General features: G+C 43.7%; 15 protein-coding genes. 3 read left to right on the top strand and 12 right to left on the bottom strand.

The features are described from left to right. Positions 1-37: 37 nt before the first annotated feature. From BK582_RS07785 to BK582_RS07775, 3 genes are all read right to left on the bottom strand, one after another. Complete coding sequence (locus BK582_RS07785; RefSeq protein ID WP_078593995.1) at positions 38-877, bottom strand: hypothetical protein; 840 nt, start codon at positions 875-877, stop codon at positions 38-40. A 537-nt stretch (positions 878-1,414) separates the two neighbouring features. After that, the gene (locus tag BK582_RS07780; RefSeq protein ID WP_078593992.1) at positions 1,415-1,687 is read right to left on the bottom strand and encodes a YciI family protein; all 273 of its coding nucleotides are present in this window, start codon (positions 1,685-1,687) and stop codon (positions 1,415-1,417) included. Between the two features lie 191 nt (positions 1,688-1,878). Further along, the gene (locus BK582_RS07775; protein ID WP_078593990.1) at positions 1,879-2,940 is read right to left on the bottom strand and encodes a tartrate dehydrogenase; all 1,062 of its coding nucleotides are present in this window, start codon (positions 2,938-2,940) and stop codon (positions 1,879-1,881) included. Between the two features lie 489 nt (positions 2,941-3,429). Between BK582_RS07775 and BK582_RS07770 the strand changes: the two genes are divergently transcribed. Next, positions 3,430-4,524 carry a multicopper oxidase domain-containing protein gene (locus tag BK582_RS07770; RefSeq protein WP_236939108.1) on the top strand — a complete coding sequence of 365 codons (1,095 nt, stop codon included), beginning with the start codon at positions 3,430-3,432 and terminating at the stop codon, positions 4,522-4,524. 129 nt (positions 4,525-4,653) lie between these two features. On the opposite strand, the gene BK582_RS07765 is transcribed toward BK582_RS07770, so the two are convergent. The 9 genes from BK582_RS07765 to BK582_RS07730 all read right to left on the bottom strand — a co-directional run bounded on the left by BK582_RS07765 (position 4,654) and on the right by BK582_RS07730 (position 15,976). After that, positions 4,654-5,907 (bottom strand): glycerate kinase, encoded by a 1,254-nt coding sequence (locus tag BK582_RS07765; protein ID WP_078593987.1) that lies wholly within the window; start codon positions 5,905-5,907, stop codon positions 4,654-4,656. Between the two features lie 14 nt (positions 5,908-5,921). Beyond that, positions 5,922-6,068, bottom strand: a complete 147-nt coding sequence (locus BK582_RS26860; RefSeq protein ID WP_169910896.1) for a hypothetical protein — start codon at positions 6,066-6,068, stop codon at positions 5,922-5,924. A 401-nt stretch (positions 6,069-6,469) separates the two neighbouring features. Beyond that, positions 6,470-7,636 carry a nucleotide sugar dehydrogenase gene (locus tag BK582_RS07760; protein ID WP_078593985.1) on the bottom strand — a complete coding sequence of 389 codons (1,167 nt, stop codon included), beginning with the start codon at positions 7,634-7,636 and terminating at the stop codon, positions 6,470-6,472. Between the two features lie 462 nt (positions 7,637-8,098). After that, complete coding sequence (locus BK582_RS07755; protein ID WP_078593983.1) at positions 8,099-10,171, bottom strand: bifunctional 2',3'-cyclic-nucleotide 2'-phosphodiesterase/3'-nucleotidase; 2,073 nt, start codon at positions 10,169-10,171, stop codon at positions 8,099-8,101. Between the two features lie 356 nt (positions 10,172-10,527). Then, positions 10,528-11,694 (bottom strand): endo-1,4-beta-xylanase, encoded by a 1,167-nt coding sequence (locus tag BK582_RS07750; protein ID WP_078593981.1) that lies wholly within the window; start codon positions 11,692-11,694, stop codon positions 10,528-10,530. A 373-nt stretch (positions 11,695-12,067) separates the two neighbouring features. Beyond that, complete coding sequence (locus BK582_RS07745; protein ID WP_078593980.1) at positions 12,068-13,195, bottom strand: cytochrome-c peroxidase; 1,128 nt, start codon at positions 13,193-13,195, stop codon at positions 12,068-12,070. Positions 13,196-13,540: 345 nt separating this feature from the next. Continuing rightward, entirely contained in the window at positions 13,541-13,684 is a 144-nt protein-coding gene (gene yjcZ / locus BK582_RS26445) for a sporulation protein YjcZ (protein WP_134163543.1), read from the bottom strand. A 134-nt stretch (positions 13,685-13,818) separates the two neighbouring features. Next, positions 13,819-14,556, bottom strand: coding sequence for a sulfite exporter TauE/SafE family protein (locus tag BK582_RS07735; protein WP_078593976.1), 738 nt, complete (start codon positions 14,554-14,556; stop codon positions 13,819-13,821). A gap of 25 nt (positions 14,557-14,581) precedes the next feature. Continuing rightward, positions 14,582-15,976, bottom strand: coding sequence for a sigma-54 interaction domain-containing protein (locus BK582_RS07730; protein ID WP_236939106.1), 1,395 nt, complete (start codon positions 15,974-15,976; stop codon positions 14,582-14,584). A 479-nt stretch (positions 15,977-16,455) separates the two neighbouring features. Between BK582_RS07730 and BK582_RS26855 the strand changes: the two genes are divergently transcribed. Both BK582_RS26855 and BK582_RS07725 read left to right on the top strand, forming a co-directional pair. Then, positions 16,456-16,608 (top strand): hypothetical protein, encoded by a 153-nt coding sequence (locus BK582_RS26855; RefSeq protein WP_167553043.1) that lies wholly within the window; start codon positions 16,456-16,458, stop codon positions 16,606-16,608. Positions 16,609-16,632: 24 nt separating this feature from the next. After that, positions 16,633-18,231 carry a sodium:solute symporter family protein gene (locus BK582_RS07725; RefSeq protein ID WP_078593972.1) on the top strand — a complete coding sequence of 533 codons (1,599 nt, stop codon included), beginning with the start codon at positions 16,633-16,635 and terminating at the stop codon, positions 18,229-18,231. Positions 18,232-18,287: the final 56 nt, after the last annotated feature.

Raw genomic sequence — 18,287 nt, 5'->3', positions numbered from 1 at the left:
CTCCTCTCAATTCTTTACACTATAAATCTCGTAATTATCATGGTTTTCCCGTCGCTGAGGTTTCTGCCTCCAGTCTGTAACCTGTATATTCATATCCAATCTCTGTCAGAACTTCATGTTTTACAGCACGAAGATCCTTGAGAAGGTCTTCCTCCTTATAACTGCGGGAAGCATCGGATAAAACTTTCCGGAGCCGCTCGCCCATTACCTTCATCTTTGCGAAGGTCCAGCCGCCGGATACGGGCCCGCCAAGCATCGGGACGACTTTGGTAATCCCTTTGGAAAATGACTGTTTAGTAACAATCAGTGTGGTTATTTTTCGTAAAATAGGATAGTACATTAATTTAATGATAGATTTACGCGGAAAATTGAGGATGGTCCGCCCTTCATCAGTTGCTTTAATTATCCTGATGATGGATGCAGCACCTTTAACCTTTGCCATGACTCCCAGAAACAGAATGATTTCTTCCTTTACTCTGCTGCTGTTCATGTTTTCTCCATCCCAGAAGCCTTTAAAGCCGTATAAATAAGCGAGCTCCTGAGCCAGCCGGATAGATATAGACATATACTGAAGCATATCCGCCGGTACAGTTGCTGCCATCGGTGCTCCAAGTGGCATCGTGGAAACGAGGGAGGCGGCCGAAGTTTGTTTTGTCCGCTTCTCTATCAGCTTTACGGCTGTCGCATCCAGAACACTCAGCTGAACCCCCGCAGCTAGAGGGCTTTTTTCTATTGCTGTTTCAAGCTGTGACTGTGTGTCGGCATACTTCCCCAGGGATTCTTTCAGAAAGTTTTCCCGGTTAACTCTGATTCCTGGTGTCTTGATCGTGTTAATTAATATTTTCTCAAAAACTTCCACTGCACCTCTCTTCAGCATCGTTCCGCCTCCCTTCTGCGCTCGTTTATTTAAAAGCAAAGCCTGAGTTCAGTGGGAACTCAGGCTGGATCAGTTTGCCAGATAACAATGGGACCTTTAGAGAAGTTTGGGTGGGTGTGGGTGGATGTGGGTGGATGCCGGTGCGTGGGTACGCCTTGTTCATAGGTAGGCAAGGAGTTGCACTGCATCGGTATTTTGTGGTGAATTCCTTCTTTTAGAAAGGCCGCCTGAATTTTTATTATCTTTAATTAAATTATATCTTATTAACCAGTTAAATATGGTACTTCATTATGGCAAAAAACTGAATATTGTAAGATTTATAAAGTGAGCAAAGGTGATATTTTAGTAGTTTCCTGAGGAGAGATTGATATATCGGCGAAAAAGTGATTTTATCGGCGATATTGGGAGGTTTATCGGCGAAATTTTAATTTTATCGGCGAAATCGGATAGTTTATCGGCGAACGTGGTAAAATCAGTCACGGCCATACATTAAAAAATTGCCAGGCGGTGCGACCGCCGGCAAGTAAGCTGTGGCTATCAAGATTTAATAGGAATAACAAGCTCCCATTCATGTATTTTATATTCTCTGGCGCCGTGTAAGACGTAGGGATCCTTTTTCACCCAGGCTTCCACTTCCTCCTGGTCCTCCGCCTGATAGATTACCAGCCCCCCGGTACCTTCAGCAAATCTTCCATACAAAACTACTTTCTTCTCTTCGTGCATTTTTTCCAAAAACTCCAAATGTGCCGGTCTGTACTTTTTCGTCAGTTCCTCATCTTTCATTGGCAGTAAAACAGCGAATGTCTTCATTTATTTATGTGCCTCCTATACTTTTATTCTGTTTAGGCCCAGCCCGGGTGCCTCTGTACTGTTTGCGTTACCTCTTAATATTATTTTTTCTGTTAAACAGGCATGCAAGACACTCTTGCGTTACCGCTCACTCTATTTTTTCCCGCAAGCGGGCATGCAAGACGCTTTCGCAATTCGTTTCAGTAAAACGATCAACCCAGCTTTCGCACACGAGTGATGATTTCGTCCGTTACTTCTTTCGTTGTATGGCTGCCGCCCACATCAGGTGTGAGGAAGCCATCCCGGGTCACATTGTCAATAATCTCCAGGAGCTCACGCCCAAGTTCTTCCTCGCCAAAATGGTCGATCATCATTTTGCCTGTCCAAATCTGGCCCACCGGATTTGCAATTCCTTTTCCTATGATATCCGGCGCAGACCCGTGCACCGGCTCAAACATGGATGGGTGCTTCCCATTCACATTTATATTTGCAGCCGGGGCTATACCGATGCTTCCCATAATCGCAGCTCCAATATCTGTAAGAATATCTCCAAATAAATTACTTGCAACGATGACGTCAAATTTTTCCGGGCGTGTTACAAAAAACGCTGCAAGAGCATCGATATGCTGGGAGTCTGTTTCAAAGCCAGGATAATCTCTCGACACCTCTTCAAAAACCTTATCCCAGAAAGGCATAGAATAGACAATTCCATTGGACTTAGTTGCGCTTGTAACATGCTTTTTCCGTCTGGAGGCCAGTTCAAACGCGTACCGGATTGCCCGTTCTGTACCTTTTCTTGAAAAAACAGCATTCTGGATGGCAATTTCGTCCTCGCCCTGGTGGATTGTTCCTCCGATGGAGCTGTACTCTCCTTCGCTGTTTTCTCTGACAACAATAAGGTCAAAGTCCTTCGGGTTAGCCAGCGGGGACTGAATACCATCGAACCTTTTCGCCGGACGGACGTTAATAACCTGCTCAAACTCACGGCGAATTTTTATTAGTAATTCCCAGAGCGAAATGTGATCCGGGACAAGCTCTTTATTTCCAACTGCTCCGAGGAAAACAGCGTCAAAATTCCTGAGCCTTTCCAGTCCGTCTTCCGGCATCATTCTTCCGTGCTCCAAATAATATTCACAGCTCCATGGAAAATTTTCAAATTCAAACTGTATTCCTCCGTGAACTTCTTCCAGCGCTTTCAAAACTTCAGAAGCTGCGGGTACTACTTCTTTTCCTACACCATCACCTGGTATATTAGCTATCTTTAAAACTTTCAATCTGATTCTCCTCTCTCTGTCTCATTTAAAAATTTTCGCACCTACTTTAGTTTCATTTTGCATTCCATAGACAGCATTTTAGACCTTTTCTATGTCCATGATAGCAGGCGGCTGGGTATGTATTACAGTCATTTGGCTTGATCAGATCTCTTCTCCTCCAGGATTTTCCCCATGACTGTCTTCTGTATATTTACTATTTTCCCTTCCAATATAGAGTTAAGAATTTTCTGTGAATAACGCTTGAACGGCCTGTGAACAACTTAACAAAGGTGATTCAAATCACCAAGAATGCTCCCCCACCCCTATATATTAAAGGTAAGGAAAGCGTTCCTTAACCAAAGGCTTTGTTAAGAAACAGATTGGTTTTCAGCCTTGACCTGACACACAGAGCGCAGCGGAATCCAGTTGAAAATTGGATAAAGGGAGCTCAAGCATATAAACTACATTCCACTTTAACAGAGCCTAATAAAATGGTAGGAGTGATCGAGTATGTCATATGCTAAATGGTTTAAGCTTTTACTTGCCGGAATTATATTGATGATGCTCTCTGTCGCCTGTAATGCTGAAGAAACCAGCAATTCCGATGACACTGTTTATGCCGCTGAAGAAAACAACGAGAATGGAAATGAAAATGACGCTGAAGCTTCTGAAGAAAATCATGAAACTGATGGTGAATACACACGAAACGGAATGCCGGTATTCGCGGCACATGATGGATTACATCAGGAACCAGTACCAGTTATCGTGGAACGCACCGGAGAAAATGAAGTATATGTGGAAATGACATCTCAGATTACAGATATCGAAATAGACAAAGGACTCCTTTACAAAGCATGGACGTTTAACGGCGAAGCCCCTGGTCCCCTCGTAGTTGTTAACGAAGGAGATACAATCACTTTTAACTTAAAGAACCATGACCCTGCTATCCCTCACTCCATGGATTTCCATGCAGTGCACGCAAGCCCGAAACGTGATTTTGCCGATGTAATGCCGAATGAAGAAGGCACCTTCACATACACAGCGAATTATCCGGGAGTCTTTATGTACCACTGTGGAACACCTTCCGTACTGGCTCACATTGCTAACGGAATGCACGGGGTAATTATTGTAATGCCGAAGGACGGCTATCCAACAGATGACGAAGTGGACCGCGAGTTCGTACTCATTCAAAACGAATGGTACCAGTATAATGACTTAGATGACATGACAAACGGCGTTCCGAGCCAGGTAGTATTCTCCGCAAAAGCCCTGGAAGAAGGAGATATTAACACAAACGGCACAACATACGACCTGAAAGAAGCTCCACTCCAGGCTAAAGTAGGCGAGAAGATCCGCATGTATATCAACAACGTAGGGCCGAACGAAATCAGCTCCTTCCACGTAGTAGGAACAGTAATGGATGATGTATATGTAGACGGCAACCCGGAAAACCATATGAAAGGGCTCCAGACGGTGATCCTTCCTGCCAGCGGCGGAGCGGTTGTTGAATTCACGGTAAAAGAGCCTGGAACTTACCCAATCGTAACTCACCAGTTCAACCATGTTGAAAAAGGGGCATCAGCTCTGCTGGAAGTAACAGAGTAAGTAAATATAATACTGCCCCCCCTTTTTGAAGAAACCCGCCTCCCGCTTACCCCCTAAGCGGAAAGGGCGGGCTTTTGTATGCTGGAAGAGAGGGCTTCCTTCGATTTGAATACACAGCAGCAAGACTGATTACTCCCCATTAATAAAACCGCCTAATCTGTCAGCCCCGGTATAAAGTGTCTTTAGTGATTGCCGGCATGCCAGCTCGAGGAGCTGTTTCCCATGACTCATTGCTTGCTGCAGCGGGATAATTTCATGAGTAAGAGACACCGGAATCAGATTTTCTTCATCATATGTTCCTTTTATAAATGACTCAGACACAGAACCGCCGAACAAAAGCACAATTTTATTTTTGGCTAAGGCCGTCCTTGCGACACCCATTGGCCCTTTCCCATAAAATGTTTGTTCGTCCAGCTTACCTTCGCCGCTTATAACCAGGTCCGCCCATTCAATTTTCTCTTCCAGGCTGGTCAGTTCAGCTATCAAATCAAAACCATTTTTCATTTCCCCTTCAAAATAGGACATAAGGGAAAAACCGACCCCTCCCGCAGCACCTGCTCCTGGAGCGTTTCTGTAATCTTTACCTGTTGCTTTAACTGTTAACTCAGCAAACTGCTCCATACCATTTTCGAAAAATGGGATTTCTTCTTTCAGGACACCCTTCTGCGGGCCAAAGACTGCAATTGCTCCTTTTTCCCCAAGCAGGGGGTTTTTAACATCAGACGCGATGACCAGCTTTACGTTTTTAAGTCTGACATCCAGATTTTCAGTATGTATATGCTCTATTTCTTCCAGCCTGCCCGAAACCCGCTGGATCGGTTGTCCTTTTTCATTAAAGAACTCGCAGCCAAGCTCCTGGAGGCAGCCTGCTCCCCCATCAACCGTGGCACTTCCGCCAATACCAAGGACGATTTCTTCCGCACCTTTATCAAGGGCTGCTTTCATGATGATTCCAGTTCCATGAGTGGTGGCCGCTAAAGGGTCCAGTTCCGGTTCTGAAAGGAGAGTGATTCCGGATGCTGCTGCAGTTTCGATTAATGCTAGCTTTCTTTCTTCGTTCCAGGCAAAAAAACCTTCTGTTTTTCTTCCTATTGGGTCAACTGTCTTTACCAGCACCTTCTCTGCATGAAGAGGGGCTAGCAGCGCATCGGCTGTTCCTTCACCACCATCGGCCATTGGGACCATCTGAATTTTTGCTCCGGCAAACGGGCTCTTCTTTATTCCGCTGTATATTGCTTCAGCAGCCTCCGCACTTGTCATAGATCCTTTAAAAGAATCCGGTGTCACCAGAATATTCATATCAATACCAACTCCCGTTACAAAATAATGGAGCCGTCCCTGCCCCTTTATGCCACCAGTGGCCAAAGCCGGCTCTGCAGACATTTTCTCCTAAGCTGTTAATCTTCCCGCTGTCCAGGGAGGTTTAACTTTCCGCCAAGTCTCTCTTGAATAAATTTAACCATTTCGCAGGCGCATGCACCTGGATCCTCTTCTCCCCGCCGTTTGACATCATTCATCAGTCTTATCAGCTCATCCAGCCCCAACTTACGCTCCTCCTTCAAGAAAACTTTGCAGCCAAGCCATACAAGGCGAAGGATTGCCTTAGTTGCACTTATACTATAACTTTAAAGATTTTATCTGCACCGAGACTGCTCCGCTTCCAAAATTTTATCCTTTTCTATAGTGTAAAAAAACAAGCAAATGATCACCTGACCATCTGCTTAGTTAATTAATATAGTATAAGACGGAAGGGATTTTTGGTAAGGGCTCATCCCTTATAAAGTGAACCTTCAATCAGTGGGGGTTTTATTCATTCCCCCACTGATTGTTAGTTGAACCAATCGGGATGTTAGCGTCCGTTATCCCCGCCTAAACATCTTCGCTCCCACTCATGTTTTGAGGCGGGAGTTTTACGGACGCTTACATCGGGATAAAAAATTGAAATTTAATCCCGCTGATACAGATCTCTTGTATACACTTTTTCTTTTACATCTTCAAGTTCGCCCGACATACGGTTGCTTACGATAACATCGGCTGTATTTTTGAACTCTTCGAAATCATTCACGACACGGAAGCCTTCAAAATTCTCTGTGTCTAATACCGGCTCATAAATAACAACTTCAACGCCTTCACCTCGGAGACGCTTCATAATACCCTGTACAGCAGACGCCCGGAAGTTATCAGAGTCCGTTTTCATTGTCAGTCTGTAAATACCCACTGTTTGAGGCTTTCTCTTCATAATCTGGGAAGCAATAAAATCCTTCCTTGTAGAGTTGGCATCAACAATGGCACCGATGATTTCATGAGGAACGTCAGCATAATTGGCTCTAAGCTGCTTTGTATCCTTCGGCAGGCAGTAACCGCCGTAACCAAACGAAGGATTATTGTAGTGGTCGCCGATGCGGGGATCGAGACCAACTCCTTCAATAATTTGTTTTGTATTTAAACCTTTGATTTCCGCATACGTATCAAGTTCGTTAAAGTATGCAACCCTGAGAGCAAGATACGTATTGGAAAACAATTTTACTGCTTCTGCTTCGGTAGATTCCGTAAACAAAACAGGAATATCTTCTTTTACAGCCCCTTCAGCAAGAAGGTCAGCAAACTTCTTCGCACGCTCAGACTGTTCCCCCACGATGATTCTGGAAGGGTAAAGGTTATCGTAGAGCGCTTTTCCTTCCCGAAGAAACTCCGGAGAAAAGATAATATTATCTGTCCCGTATTTTTCCTTAATTTCTTTTGTGTAGCCTACAGGAATCGTGGATTTAATGACCATGACCGCCTGAGGGTTTACTTTCATCACACCTTCTATAACACTTTCCACGGACTTCGTATTAAAGTAATTCTGTACCGGATCGTAATCTGTTGGTGTGGCAATAATTACAAACTCAGCATCCTTGAACGCTTTCTTTTTATCAGTCGTAGCTGAAAGGTTCAGCTCTTTATTTTTCAGAAAATCTTCAATCTCGTTATCCGCAATCGGAGATTCTTTACTGTTGATCTTGTCTACCTTTTCCTGGACGATATCAAGCGCCACCACTTCATTGTGCTGGGCAAGCAACACTGCATTCGACAATCCCACATACCCCGTGCCTGCAACTGCTATCTTCATACTTAACACATCTCCATTACTAATAAAGTGAACCTTCAATCAGTGGGGGTTTTATTCATCCCCCCCACTGATTGTTAGTTGAACCAATCGGGATGTAAGCGTCCGTTAACTCGGACTATACATTTTCGCTCCTGCTCTTTTTTGAGAGTGGAGTTTTACGGACGCTTACATCGGGATAAAATTAATACCTCAAATTAACTCTTAAATTATAACATATTTCAACAAAAGCAAACCCGAAATATCATCCTTTGAACTTACTTACAAAATATACTATGCACATTCCAGGGGACTGGCACCAGGTTATAAGATTAAGCTGGCGGGAGAATAGACAGTTAACGCCTGTGCGACGCTCCATTCATATAATTAGGCCACTAATTTTGTGAAGCCTTATTAATGCGATACATCCCAGAACGCAGCTGCAGTAAAAGAGGAGCCGGCTTTCTGCCGGCCCCTCTCTTATCATTATCTGTTACTGTTTCCCTTCCCTCTGTTGTTTCCGCTTCCCGGGTCAGGATTGCCGTTGCCTCGGTTAATATGCTTCGCTGGCGGGAAATCTTTATCCGGACTGTCGATCAGCCCTGCTTTATATAAAGCAACAAGTGCATTCTTCCCTTTCAGCGACGGATCGAAATCCACAAATTCCATCTCTTCAGTGTGGTATTCGTACACACCCCAGCCATTAGTATCAATTTCTGCGAAAGAGATTCCTTCTACTCCGGCACGGTTAATATAGTCCGCCCCTTCAGGAGAGCTTTGGAAAAGAATACGCCCTTCCGCTTCAAATGGGACAATAGACCAGTTGTTTGTCACTTCTACTTCTATCGTGCCTTGTTCACGAATGTAATCAATCAGCACTTCACGGTTTTCTTCCGTACCTGAATATACTATTTCCGCGCTTTCAGCGTCTGCGATGTGGCCGCCTCCGCCGCTTGCACGGTAGTTGTTCGTCACAACGAGGTATTCCGCATCATCTTCTACAGGCTCACCATTATATGTGAGGCTGACGATACGTTCCCCTTCAGGACGGGTAACATCAATTAAATACTCTGCACCTTCAATGGTGTCAAAGTTGTACCCGCGGAAATCCATGTCGGTTAAATACTGGTCTTCTGCAGCCTCCGGGTCAATCTGGAAAAACGCCCGTGCAGACTCTTCCAGCCAGCCGCGAAGATCATTTCCGTCAACCTTCACGACATGAATTGTATTTGGGTAAATGTAAAGGTCTGCAACATCCTTTATCGCAATGTCTCCGCGAACATCAGTAAAGTAACCTGGTCCGCCGCGTCCGGCACGGAATGGTGCGGCAGCTGACAATAAAGGCATACCTTCGTATTCTGTTCCTTCAAAACGGCTTTCTGCAAAATCAAGCTGGGCATCATTGACAAGCTGAACTACTTCGTTATCCATCACACGGGAGAAGAATGTATTCAGCTCATTCACTGTCTCGCCGACAGGGCTGTTCACATATTCAACTGTTTCCAGATGGCGTTCCATTATGATCTGTTCCACAGCCTCATGAGAATCATAGTCTGCTGTTTCAATAGCATTGGCGAACCCGCCAACAACCGACCATTCTCCATCGTTAAACTCAAGCTCAAGTTCTATCAGCCCAAGGTGGCTTCCCCATGCTCCAGGCATAACTGTCGGAGTGCCGTTTAAAGTTCCTTTTTCTACATCAGCACCTTCCATATCCCCGTAACGGTCTGTATCGTTAGGGAAAGTGTAATGCTGGTGCCCGGTGATTAAAGCATCGACTCCATCAAGCTGGCTAAGCTGGTATGAAGCATTTTCACTGGCATTTTCTGAAAGGTCAAAACCGGAATGTGCAGCAACAACAATAACATCCGCACCTTCTGCCTTTATCTGCGGAATAAGCTCTTCCGCTGTTTCAACAATCTCGTTTACATAAACATTGCCCTCAAGATGAACCCTGTCCCAGATCATGATCTGAGGCGGCACAAAACCAAGAACTCCTACGGTCAGTTCTTCCCCATCAATCTCCTGATCTATCAAAACATAAGGATCATAACGGTGTTCATCTGTTCCCACGTTATAAATATTTCCGCCGAGCCACGTGAATTCAGACTGATCTACAAACCGGTCCAGCAGATCAAGGCCGAAATTAAACTCATGGTTCCCTAATGCCGCAGCATCATATCCCATAAAGTTCATTACATCGATAATAGTGCTCCCGCCGTCTTCCCTCGGGTTCACTGTGGCCTCAATATCTCCCAGAATGCTGCCCTGAATCATATCACCGTTGTCAATTAACAGGCTATGATCATATTGTTCGCGAATTTCTTCTACTACGCTGTAAACCTTTGATAATCCAATTGTTTCATCCTCCACATCTTCCATATAATCATATGGCATAATGTGGGCGTGAATATCGGTAGTTCCCATGATTGCCAGTTTATGAGTTTCACTGTTTTCTGCGTTTTCTGCGGAAGCCCCAGGTAAAAACAGAGAAAACACGACTAAAACAGACAACATACTAATCAGTACGCGTCGGGCGCTATCTTTAAAATTTCCCATAAAATATTCCTCCCTTGAATTTTTGTCTCCTCTACTTTATGTAAATATGTTGGACAAAAAGTAAGAGCTCAGACATGATGGCGTTTTCATTGAACAGGTTACCATAGTATACAGTTAAAAAATACAGGGAAAAAGGAGTATTCCTGCTATGTGTAAAAGGGCTATAAAATTACAATATTTTTACTCCGGGGCAGTTTGTTGAGGAATGCTGAAGCTCAGACCTGTGAAGAGCAATGCCGATTAATCGATGTTTTGTAAGGCTCTTAAGTCTCCTCTTTTAGTCAAAACTAACCAAAATCATACAAAAACCGGCCCCCTTCCTGACGAGGCAGGGGACCAGTCACTCTTCATCGTTTTTATTGTTTTTGTGCAGCTTCAACAAGTGCCCAGTAAGCAGGCTTTACATTGAAGTTAACATCAAATACGAAAGGTGCGTCTTTACCAGGTCCGCCTGGAGAATCTACAAGGCTGTCATCGAGCCATGTATGGTCGTCAGCGATCCCCCAGAAGGTGACGTTGCTGATATCTTCGTCTTTCTCCACGAACAGTTCAAATAAATCTCTGTATCTGTCAGCTTGCAGGTCGAGCACTTCCTGTGGAATTTCCTCATATGACTTATATTCACCGCTTGGAGGCCATGGATATACACTCATATCAAGCTCTGTAACCTGATTATCCAGCCCTAAATCGGTGAACATGTCAAATGTTTCGCTAATTTCATCGATTTCCGGCCAGCTCACGTTGATATGTGTCTGATGTCCAACACCGTCAATTGGCACTCCCTTGTCCAGCATGTCCGTTACAAGATCATAAAGGTACTCTCTCTTCGGTGATTCGTTTGTATTATAGTCGTTAATATAAAGCATAGCGTCCTTGCCTGCAAATCTTCTCGCTGTTACGAAGGCGGTTTCAATATAATCAGTGCCGGTAATCTGGTACCATTTTGACTCACGCAGCCCTTCATCATTAGAAGCCCATGGATCGATTACTTCGTTCACTACATCCCATGCATCTACATCGTCTCTGTAACGTTTTACCACTTCTTTAATATGCTTTTCAAGACGCTTTAAAACTATTCTTTTATTCTTTTCCCGTTTTTTCGGATCTGTTTCGTCTACCATTTCATTTCCGTCTTTATCAAGGAAGAACCAGTCCGGTACCTGATTGTGCCACAGCAATGTATGGAAACGAAGCTCCATGTCGTTTTCTCGTGCGAATTCTACGATTCTGTCCGCATCATCCCAGTAGAAAACTCCCTCTTCCGGCTGAATATAAAGAGGCTTCTTGACGTTTTCCGCAACGATGCTGTTATAGTGCTTCTTCAGCATTTCTCCGTGGATACCTTCAAGCTGATAAAGCTCCACAGCTGCTCCGACAGAAAATGAGTCTTCGTAAAGATCTTTAATAGGAGTTACATCCAGCCCGCTTACCGTTTCCTGAGCGGATACACTTGTCATTCCGGCTGGTAAAAGCATTGTAAGAGCTAAACCTGCAGCAGCATACTTTCTGGCATTTTTAATCATAGTCAGTTCTCCTTTTAAAATAGATAATGTAAAAAAAGAGTTACCACCTCTCACAAATCTGATTATAGCCCGGGATACTTTGTTTATCTAGTGAACTAACGAAGTTTTCTGAAGACTATGAAATATACCTAACTACTTCAAAATAACTTCGTTACTTTAGCTGTGTAATCGCTTTCATAAATAAGTAATATTACTTATCCAGCTTAAAACGATATATGGGAAACCAGGACAACCAGAGAGAGGCTGATCAATTTCGAAAGGAGACGAAAGAAAAGCTTCACGCCTTGTTTCTGCAGCAAAGCGGTCCCCGGACTAAAAAAAGAGGGTGTCACCAAAAGCCAGGCTTTTCGGACACCCCCTCGTCACTACTCACTTAATCATTCGTACCAGGAAGCTCAGGTTTCGAAAACATTGTCGGCTCTCCTCCAAGTACTTTAAGGAACGCCAGTAAATCCTCTTTTTCCTGATCCGTTAAATTCAGCTCAGTGATCAGGCGGTGTGTGTTCTCATGTCCGTCCCCGCCCCGGTCATAAAAGTCAATAACTTCTTCCAGGGTTCTGATGCTTCCGTCACTCATGTAAGGGCCAGTATGTGTTATGCCGTATAAACCAGGTGTGCGTATAGCCCCCATATCCTCTTCATCCCCAGTTACAGCAAAACGGCCTTCATCATCTTTGTCCAGTCCAATATTATAAAAATCATTATCCGATAAGTTTTCACCCTGGTGGCAGTTAATGCATCCTGCATCTCCGGCGAATAAATCAAGACCCCGGATTTCCGCATCCGATAAAGCCTCTCTGTCGCCATTCAGGAACTGGTCATACGGTGTATTCTCAACGACGATTAACCTTTGAAACGCAGCAAGCGCATATCCAATGGCTTCCGGAGTGATGCCGTCTCCATAACCTGCCTCAATGAATAACTCCTCATATCCCTCTATAGCTTCCAGCTTAGGAATTAACTCATCCAGCGACATGTTCATTTCGTTCGGATCCTGGATTGGCCCAAGTGCCTGCTCTTCTAAAGATTCAGCCCGGCCGTCCCAGAAATTTGAAGTATAGTATGCTGAATTAATTACAGTTGGTGAGTTTCTCGGCCCATCTTCCCCATGGAAGGTTTCGAATGTAGCTCTTCCATCTCCATATCCTAATTCAGGTATGTGACAGTGCATACAACTTACTTCATCGTTACCGGAAAGACGTGTATCAAAAAATAATAGATGACCTAGTTCCACTTTCTCTTCTGTCATCGGGTTATCTTCAGGAACAGGCACATTTCCAAGCGGTACTAAAAGTTCATTGCTCATAAGCTCGTCAATTACAGGCTCAAGATCTTGTCCACTTTTTGCCACTGGACCACTAGTTTCTGCAGCGGAATCGCTTTCCCCAACGTTATTATCCACTGCTCCTAAACTTACATCTTCATTATCCCCCGAGCAGGCAGCGGCAAAGAGCATCAGACAAGCGGCAGAAATACTAAGTAATACTTTTTTCCCCTTCATTTTAATCCCTCCATTAATGTGTACTCCCCTATGTCAGCAAAACAGATCGAAAGTCCCCCCTCCTTTCACTATCTAGTACTATTATAAAATAAGTTTTATTAAAAACTGGCACATTTTATGAAGGCATTATGAATGTTTGTTCACAATTTAACAATGTCGCTTTTTTAAACAAGGTTTTTGGCTTCCTTTTTGAAAAATATTGAAAAATACCTTACATCTGCTTAAAATCTCTCCTCATGAATAAAGCAGCCTGGTCCGGTTTTATTGCCGGCACAGGCTGCTTATATTATAAGAAATTAATTTTTCACAATAGTTCTCTGCTGACTGGAACTACTGAAAAAACTTCTAATATGGCCTTACGATTACTGCCCCGATTATTACGAGCAGCACAAACACTACAACAACAAAAGCGAAGCCCGCTCCTGCCCCTGCAACAGGTGCTCCTTCTGCTGGCGGGCAAACTTCCGGTCCTTTACCTGGATGAGACATTATTTCAGCTCCTTTTAATATGGCTTCACTCATAGCATATGTAACTGCATGCCCATCGGTTGGACGTTTACAACGCTTCTTCCTAATTGGGCTTTCACCTGGAAAAACGCCATCTTGTTGCAGCCGGCCATCTATCATCCAAACAGCATGAGGTTGATGGCAGCAAGTGCGACTACCACTCCTGCAAACTTTCTTATATTTTTCTGGGAAAGCTTCGCAAATAAAAGTACGCCAAGCCGGGAACCAAGGAGAACACTTACAATTCCCATTAAAAAGTAGCCGAGAAACTCTGTTGTAAAGTCTCCGCTCACTCCATGGAGCACCACTGTAACAATGGCAGTTACAACAAAAGTGATCTGCAGGTTTGCGCTGTATGTATATTTATTATTATGGAACAGCATAAGAAAATAAAAAACGAAAAACGGCCCGCCAACCGCGAAGACTCCGCCTACAAAACCGCCGCTAAAACCGAGAATTGCGGGAAGCCAAGTATGGTTAACCTCCTTGCCAGGTTCAGGCCCTATATCCATAAATAAGTAAATTACAACCCCGATCAGGAAAACAGCTAAGATTACCTTTAATATATCCATTTCCCCAAAATTGTGGAGTACGATAAATCCGCCGAAACGGCCAAGGATCGCTGCTGTTAAAATAATGCCCAGGGAAGGCCAGTGAATGTGCTTAAACAACTGTATTGCGATGCTGACCGCCAGCACGAGCGCCAATGATACGACGAGAAGCGTGCTTTCTTTGACAGTAAAAATAAGAGGCAGAAAGCTCATGGCAATAAGGCCGAAACCAAAACCGCTGACCCCCTGGACAAAGCTTCCGAAAAATAATATTAAAAAAATTATTACTAACTCAAATAACATGTAAAGCGAACCTTTCGTTATTAAATTACTGCTGATCAGGTTTTATGCCGTATTTCTTTATCCTTCTCATAACGCCCGACTGGGACATTCCGAGCACATCAGCAGCTTTCCTTGTCGTTTTATACTTCCGGTATGTTTCACTAATGATACTCTTTTCAATTCTCTCCATCGCTTCATTTAAACTTTCATCATCTTTTAAAATATAGGTGGCTGCTTCAGAACTGAAGGACTGGATTTTTTCAGGAAGATCTTCAGGAGTAATTTTGCTGGCTCTGGATGTTACAACAAGGCGTTCCACAAGATTTTCCAACTCCCTTATATTACCCGACCATTCATAATTTAGCAGAATATCGATAACCTGGCTGGAGAAATGCTTCATCTCTCCATGGAGGTGGTTAAAGTATTTTAAATTGGACTGGAGCAGCGGAAAAATATCTTCCGGGCGTTCTTTTAAGGAAGGAACATAAATAGGCACGATATTTAACCGGTAATAGAGATCCTCCCGGAAACTCCCTTTCTCCATCATTTCATATAAATCTTTATTTGTCGCTGCGATAATTCGAATATCTGCTTCCTGCGTTGCCGTTTCTCCTACGGGAAGATATGTTTTATTCTGCAGAAGCTGAAGGAGTTTCGGCTGAAGATGAATAGGTATTTCACTTATTTCATCAAGAAATAATGTGCCCCCTTCCGCCATTTTTACAAGTCCCGCTTTACCGGCTGTATTGGCACCGGTGAAAGCGCCCTTTTTGTACCCGAATAATTCTGATTCAAAAAGAGATTCAGGGATAGCCCCGCAATTAATATGTACAAAGGGTTTGTTATGCCGGTCACTTAACTCATGAATCTGTTCAGCCACTGCATTTTTACCCACACCCGTCTCACCGGTGATCAGAATGGTCGTGTTCACCCCAGCAGCCTTTTCCACCAGGTCGTTAAGATCTCTGAAACTCTTACCGCTTCCAATGAATTTTTGTTTTGGGGGCAACGGTTGATCTTTCATTTGTTTAATCTCCCGGCTGTAATTTCGGATAAGCCTCTCCGTCTCTTCAAGCTTGTCTGAAGTGGCAACCGCATTAGTGATATCCCGGGAATGGACAACTACCAGGTCCTCCTCTTCCAGACGAAGCAAATGCCCGGTTACGATATATTTCCGTCCTCCGTATGAAGACTGAAGGGTTGTTATCGTGTTCCGCGATTCCAGCACAAGCCGTGTAACAGAAGGATTCATTATATTTTCCGCTTCAAGCTCCGTCACATTCTTCCCAATCAGCTTTTCTTTCGGCGTATTTAGGATTTTCTCACTCGCATCATTAACCCATAAAGTATTTCCGGTGCCGTCTGAAAAAAACAGGCCGTCACTTATTACATTGAGCACTTCTTTAAATTCCGTGTGACTGAATAAATCTGCCGCCTTCACTTGTATCACCTCTTTTTATGGGGTTGTTGATTTCACAAACAGGGTTTCTAGAATAGAGGGCTTGTTTTCGAGTATTGGAGTCTCGATTTCGAGAATTGGCCACCTGATTGCGAGAATAAAGCGGTCTATTTCGATAATTGGAAGCCACTTTGCAAACAGACCTCAGTTTTCATTCTTATACAACACTTTTTTCAAAATAATATAGATAATTTCTAACGAAAAAATATTCCCATAGATAAATCAATTTAAAATAATCAGAAAAATGAATTGATATCGGTTCATGACTGACCTCTCCCTCTTGTTTTTGATTCGAAATCAGCTCATCAGAATCATTTTCGATTCAAACCTCCATCGCAACCTTAATTATAGGCTAATAAAACGCCATATTCCAGACACATTTTCAAATTTTCTTGGCATGATTCTTGCTTTCTATTAAAACAGACAAAATAAAAGCTTCTATTAATTCAGGAGGTGAAAAAATGAATACCCATGTATTTATCCTGTTTTTCAACGCCTTTCTCACTACACTTCTCTCATCGGGAATAGTCATCTGGATTTTACGGAAGCAGTATTTGCCTGTTATCAGGAAACTGGAAAGAGAAGAGGAAGAAAAGCAGAAGAATATTAACTAATTCAGAATCATCAGGAGGAAAACTATGACTCAGGTTATCTTTTTTATCGTACTGGCAATCTATGTTTTTGCCGGGGCAATCGTTGCCCGTTTCGTAAAAACGAAAGACGATTTCTATGTAATGGGAGAAAGAGGCTCTACCGTATTAATAGTTGGAACTTTAGCCGCTACATATTTAAGTGCAGTAACTTTAATGGGGATCGCCGGCCAGTCATATGCAGAAGGCCCGCTTGTTATAGCTGCTCTCGGCTCTTTTGGTGCCTGGCTTGGGACACTCATTGCAGTCATTTATATAGGCAGAAAAATGAAAGCTTTAGACTGTAAGACTATGCCGGACTTTTTCGAAAAACGATTTAAAAACAATACAGTGAGCATTATTGCCTTAATTATCATGATTATCGGCCTTCTTGGCTACGGTGTAATTCAGCTGATTGGGGCAGGCCTTGTACTAAGCTCTGTTACGGGAATTTCTTTTGAATGGATGATCATATTATTCACTGTGGCCCTCCTCGTGTTTTGTGCATTGGGCGGGATGTACGGCGTGGTCATCACTGATACGATTATGTTCTTTACGATGCTTGCCATCTCTATCATTATAGCACCGATGATCATGGGTCAGGCCACCTTCGGGGAAATGAAGGCTCTCGCAGACACAATTCCGTTCTACTGGACAATAGGCGGGGCTGAACAGCGTCCTCTCGGATGGTCTATTTCCCAGTTCTTAGTATGGATTCTGTTTTTTGCATGTACACCAGCACTTGTATCCAGGGTATTCCCGGCTAAAAATGATTTTGTCATTCTGAAAGCTGCGGTTATCGGGGTTTTCCTTGCTCCATTCATGCAGGTAACAGTTTTTCTGGCAGCTGGAGGTATGCAGGTGCTTCAGCCAGGAATTCAGGACCTTGATAACGTCATGGTTATCGGCTTCCTTGAACATGTACCAGCAGGGCTCGGAGGAATCGGCCTTGCCGGTCTGATGGCATCCATTATGTCCACTGCATCGACTTTATTTGTATTAACAGGCTTTGCATTGGCTCGGGACCTTTATGAACATCTATTTGGAAAAGGAAAAGAAATCAGCGAAAAAAGAAGCCTTATGCTTGGAAGATACGCCCAGGTTTTCATAGCAGTAGTTGTCTGTCTCATCGCAATCTCCCGGCCATCTGCTATTTACTGGATTTCCATTTACGCCGGGTCCATCTTCGCAGTAGGCTGGCTTCCGACAATTGTAGGGGGTCTTGAGTGGAAACGTATGAACAGCAAAGCAGCTACAGGAAGTATGCTTATCGCAACAAGTACCTTCGTTATCATTGACGAGCTTGCAAGGCGGGAAATCATAACACTCCCTGTCCATATCGATTCGCTGATGATTTCCTTCGCTGTTGGGGTGCTTTCACTGATTGTCATTGCCCTCGTAACGAAGCCGACGGATTACGAGCTTGATTACTATCATAAGATGAAACAGACGAGCTTATCTCACAGCACGATTAAATCGATCCTGGCGGAAGAAAAAGGGCTCGTCAAGCTTAAAAAAGAGTACCGCCAGACGATGATTATTTCCGTCGCGTTTATCGGCATAGCAGCAATCGTCTGGGGTTATTTCTTCATCATGCTTGGTCTTTAAAAAGTTTTATAAAAACAGGGGCGCGCACAGTCTGCCCCTGACTTCCTGACTAAAGA

Origin of the sequence: Evansella clarkii, assembly GCF_002019695.1 — a bacterium.
Classification (GTDB): domain Bacteria; phylum Bacillota; class Bacilli; order Bacillales; family Salisediminibacteriaceae; genus Evansella; species Evansella clarkii.
This window is presented reverse-complemented; position numbering and strand designations above follow the sequence as displayed.

Coding starts and splice junctions, on each gene's coding strand:
- BK582_RS07725 (WP_078593972.1), top strand. CDS start 16,633: ATGACTCAGGTTATCTTTTTTATCGTACTGGCAATCTATGTTTTTGCC.
- BK582_RS26855 (WP_167553043.1), top strand. CDS start 16,456: ATGAATACCCATGTATTTATCCTGTTTTTCAACGCCTTTCTCACTACA.
- BK582_RS07780 (WP_078593992.1), bottom strand. CDS start 1,687: ATGAAGACATTCGCTGTTTTACTGCCAATGAAAGATGAGGAACTGACG.
- BK582_RS07765 (WP_078593987.1), bottom strand. CDS start 5,907: ATGTCTGCAGAGCCGGCTTTGGCCACTGGTGGCATAAAGGGGCAGGGA.
- BK582_RS07785 (WP_078593995.1), bottom strand. CDS start 877: ATGCTGAAGAGAGGTGCAGTGGAAGTTTTTGAGAAAATATTAATTAAC.
- BK582_RS07735 (WP_078593976.1), bottom strand. CDS start 14,556: ATGTTATTTGAGTTAGTAATAATTTTTTTAATATTATTTTTCGGAAGC.
- BK582_RS07755 (WP_078593983.1), bottom strand. CDS start 10,171: ATGGGAAATTTTAAAGATAGCGCCCGACGCGTACTGATTAGTATGTTG.
- BK582_RS07745 (WP_078593980.1), bottom strand. CDS start 13,195: ATGAAGGGGAAAAAAGTATTACTTAGTATTTCTGCCGCTTGTCTGATG.
- BK582_RS07770 (WP_236939108.1), top strand. CDS start 3,430: ATGTCATATGCTAAATGGTTTAAGCTTTTACTTGCCGGAATTATATTG.
- yjcZ (WP_134163543.1), bottom strand. CDS start 13,684: ATGTCTCATCCAGGTAAAGGACCGGAAGTTTGCCCGCCAGCAGAAGGA.
- BK582_RS07760 (WP_078593985.1), bottom strand. CDS start 7,636: ATGAAGATAGCAGTTGCAGGCACGGGGTATGTGGGATTGTCGAATGCA.
- BK582_RS07750 (WP_078593981.1), bottom strand. CDS start 11,694: ATGATTAAAAATGCCAGAAAGTATGCTGCTGCAGGTTTAGCTCTTACA.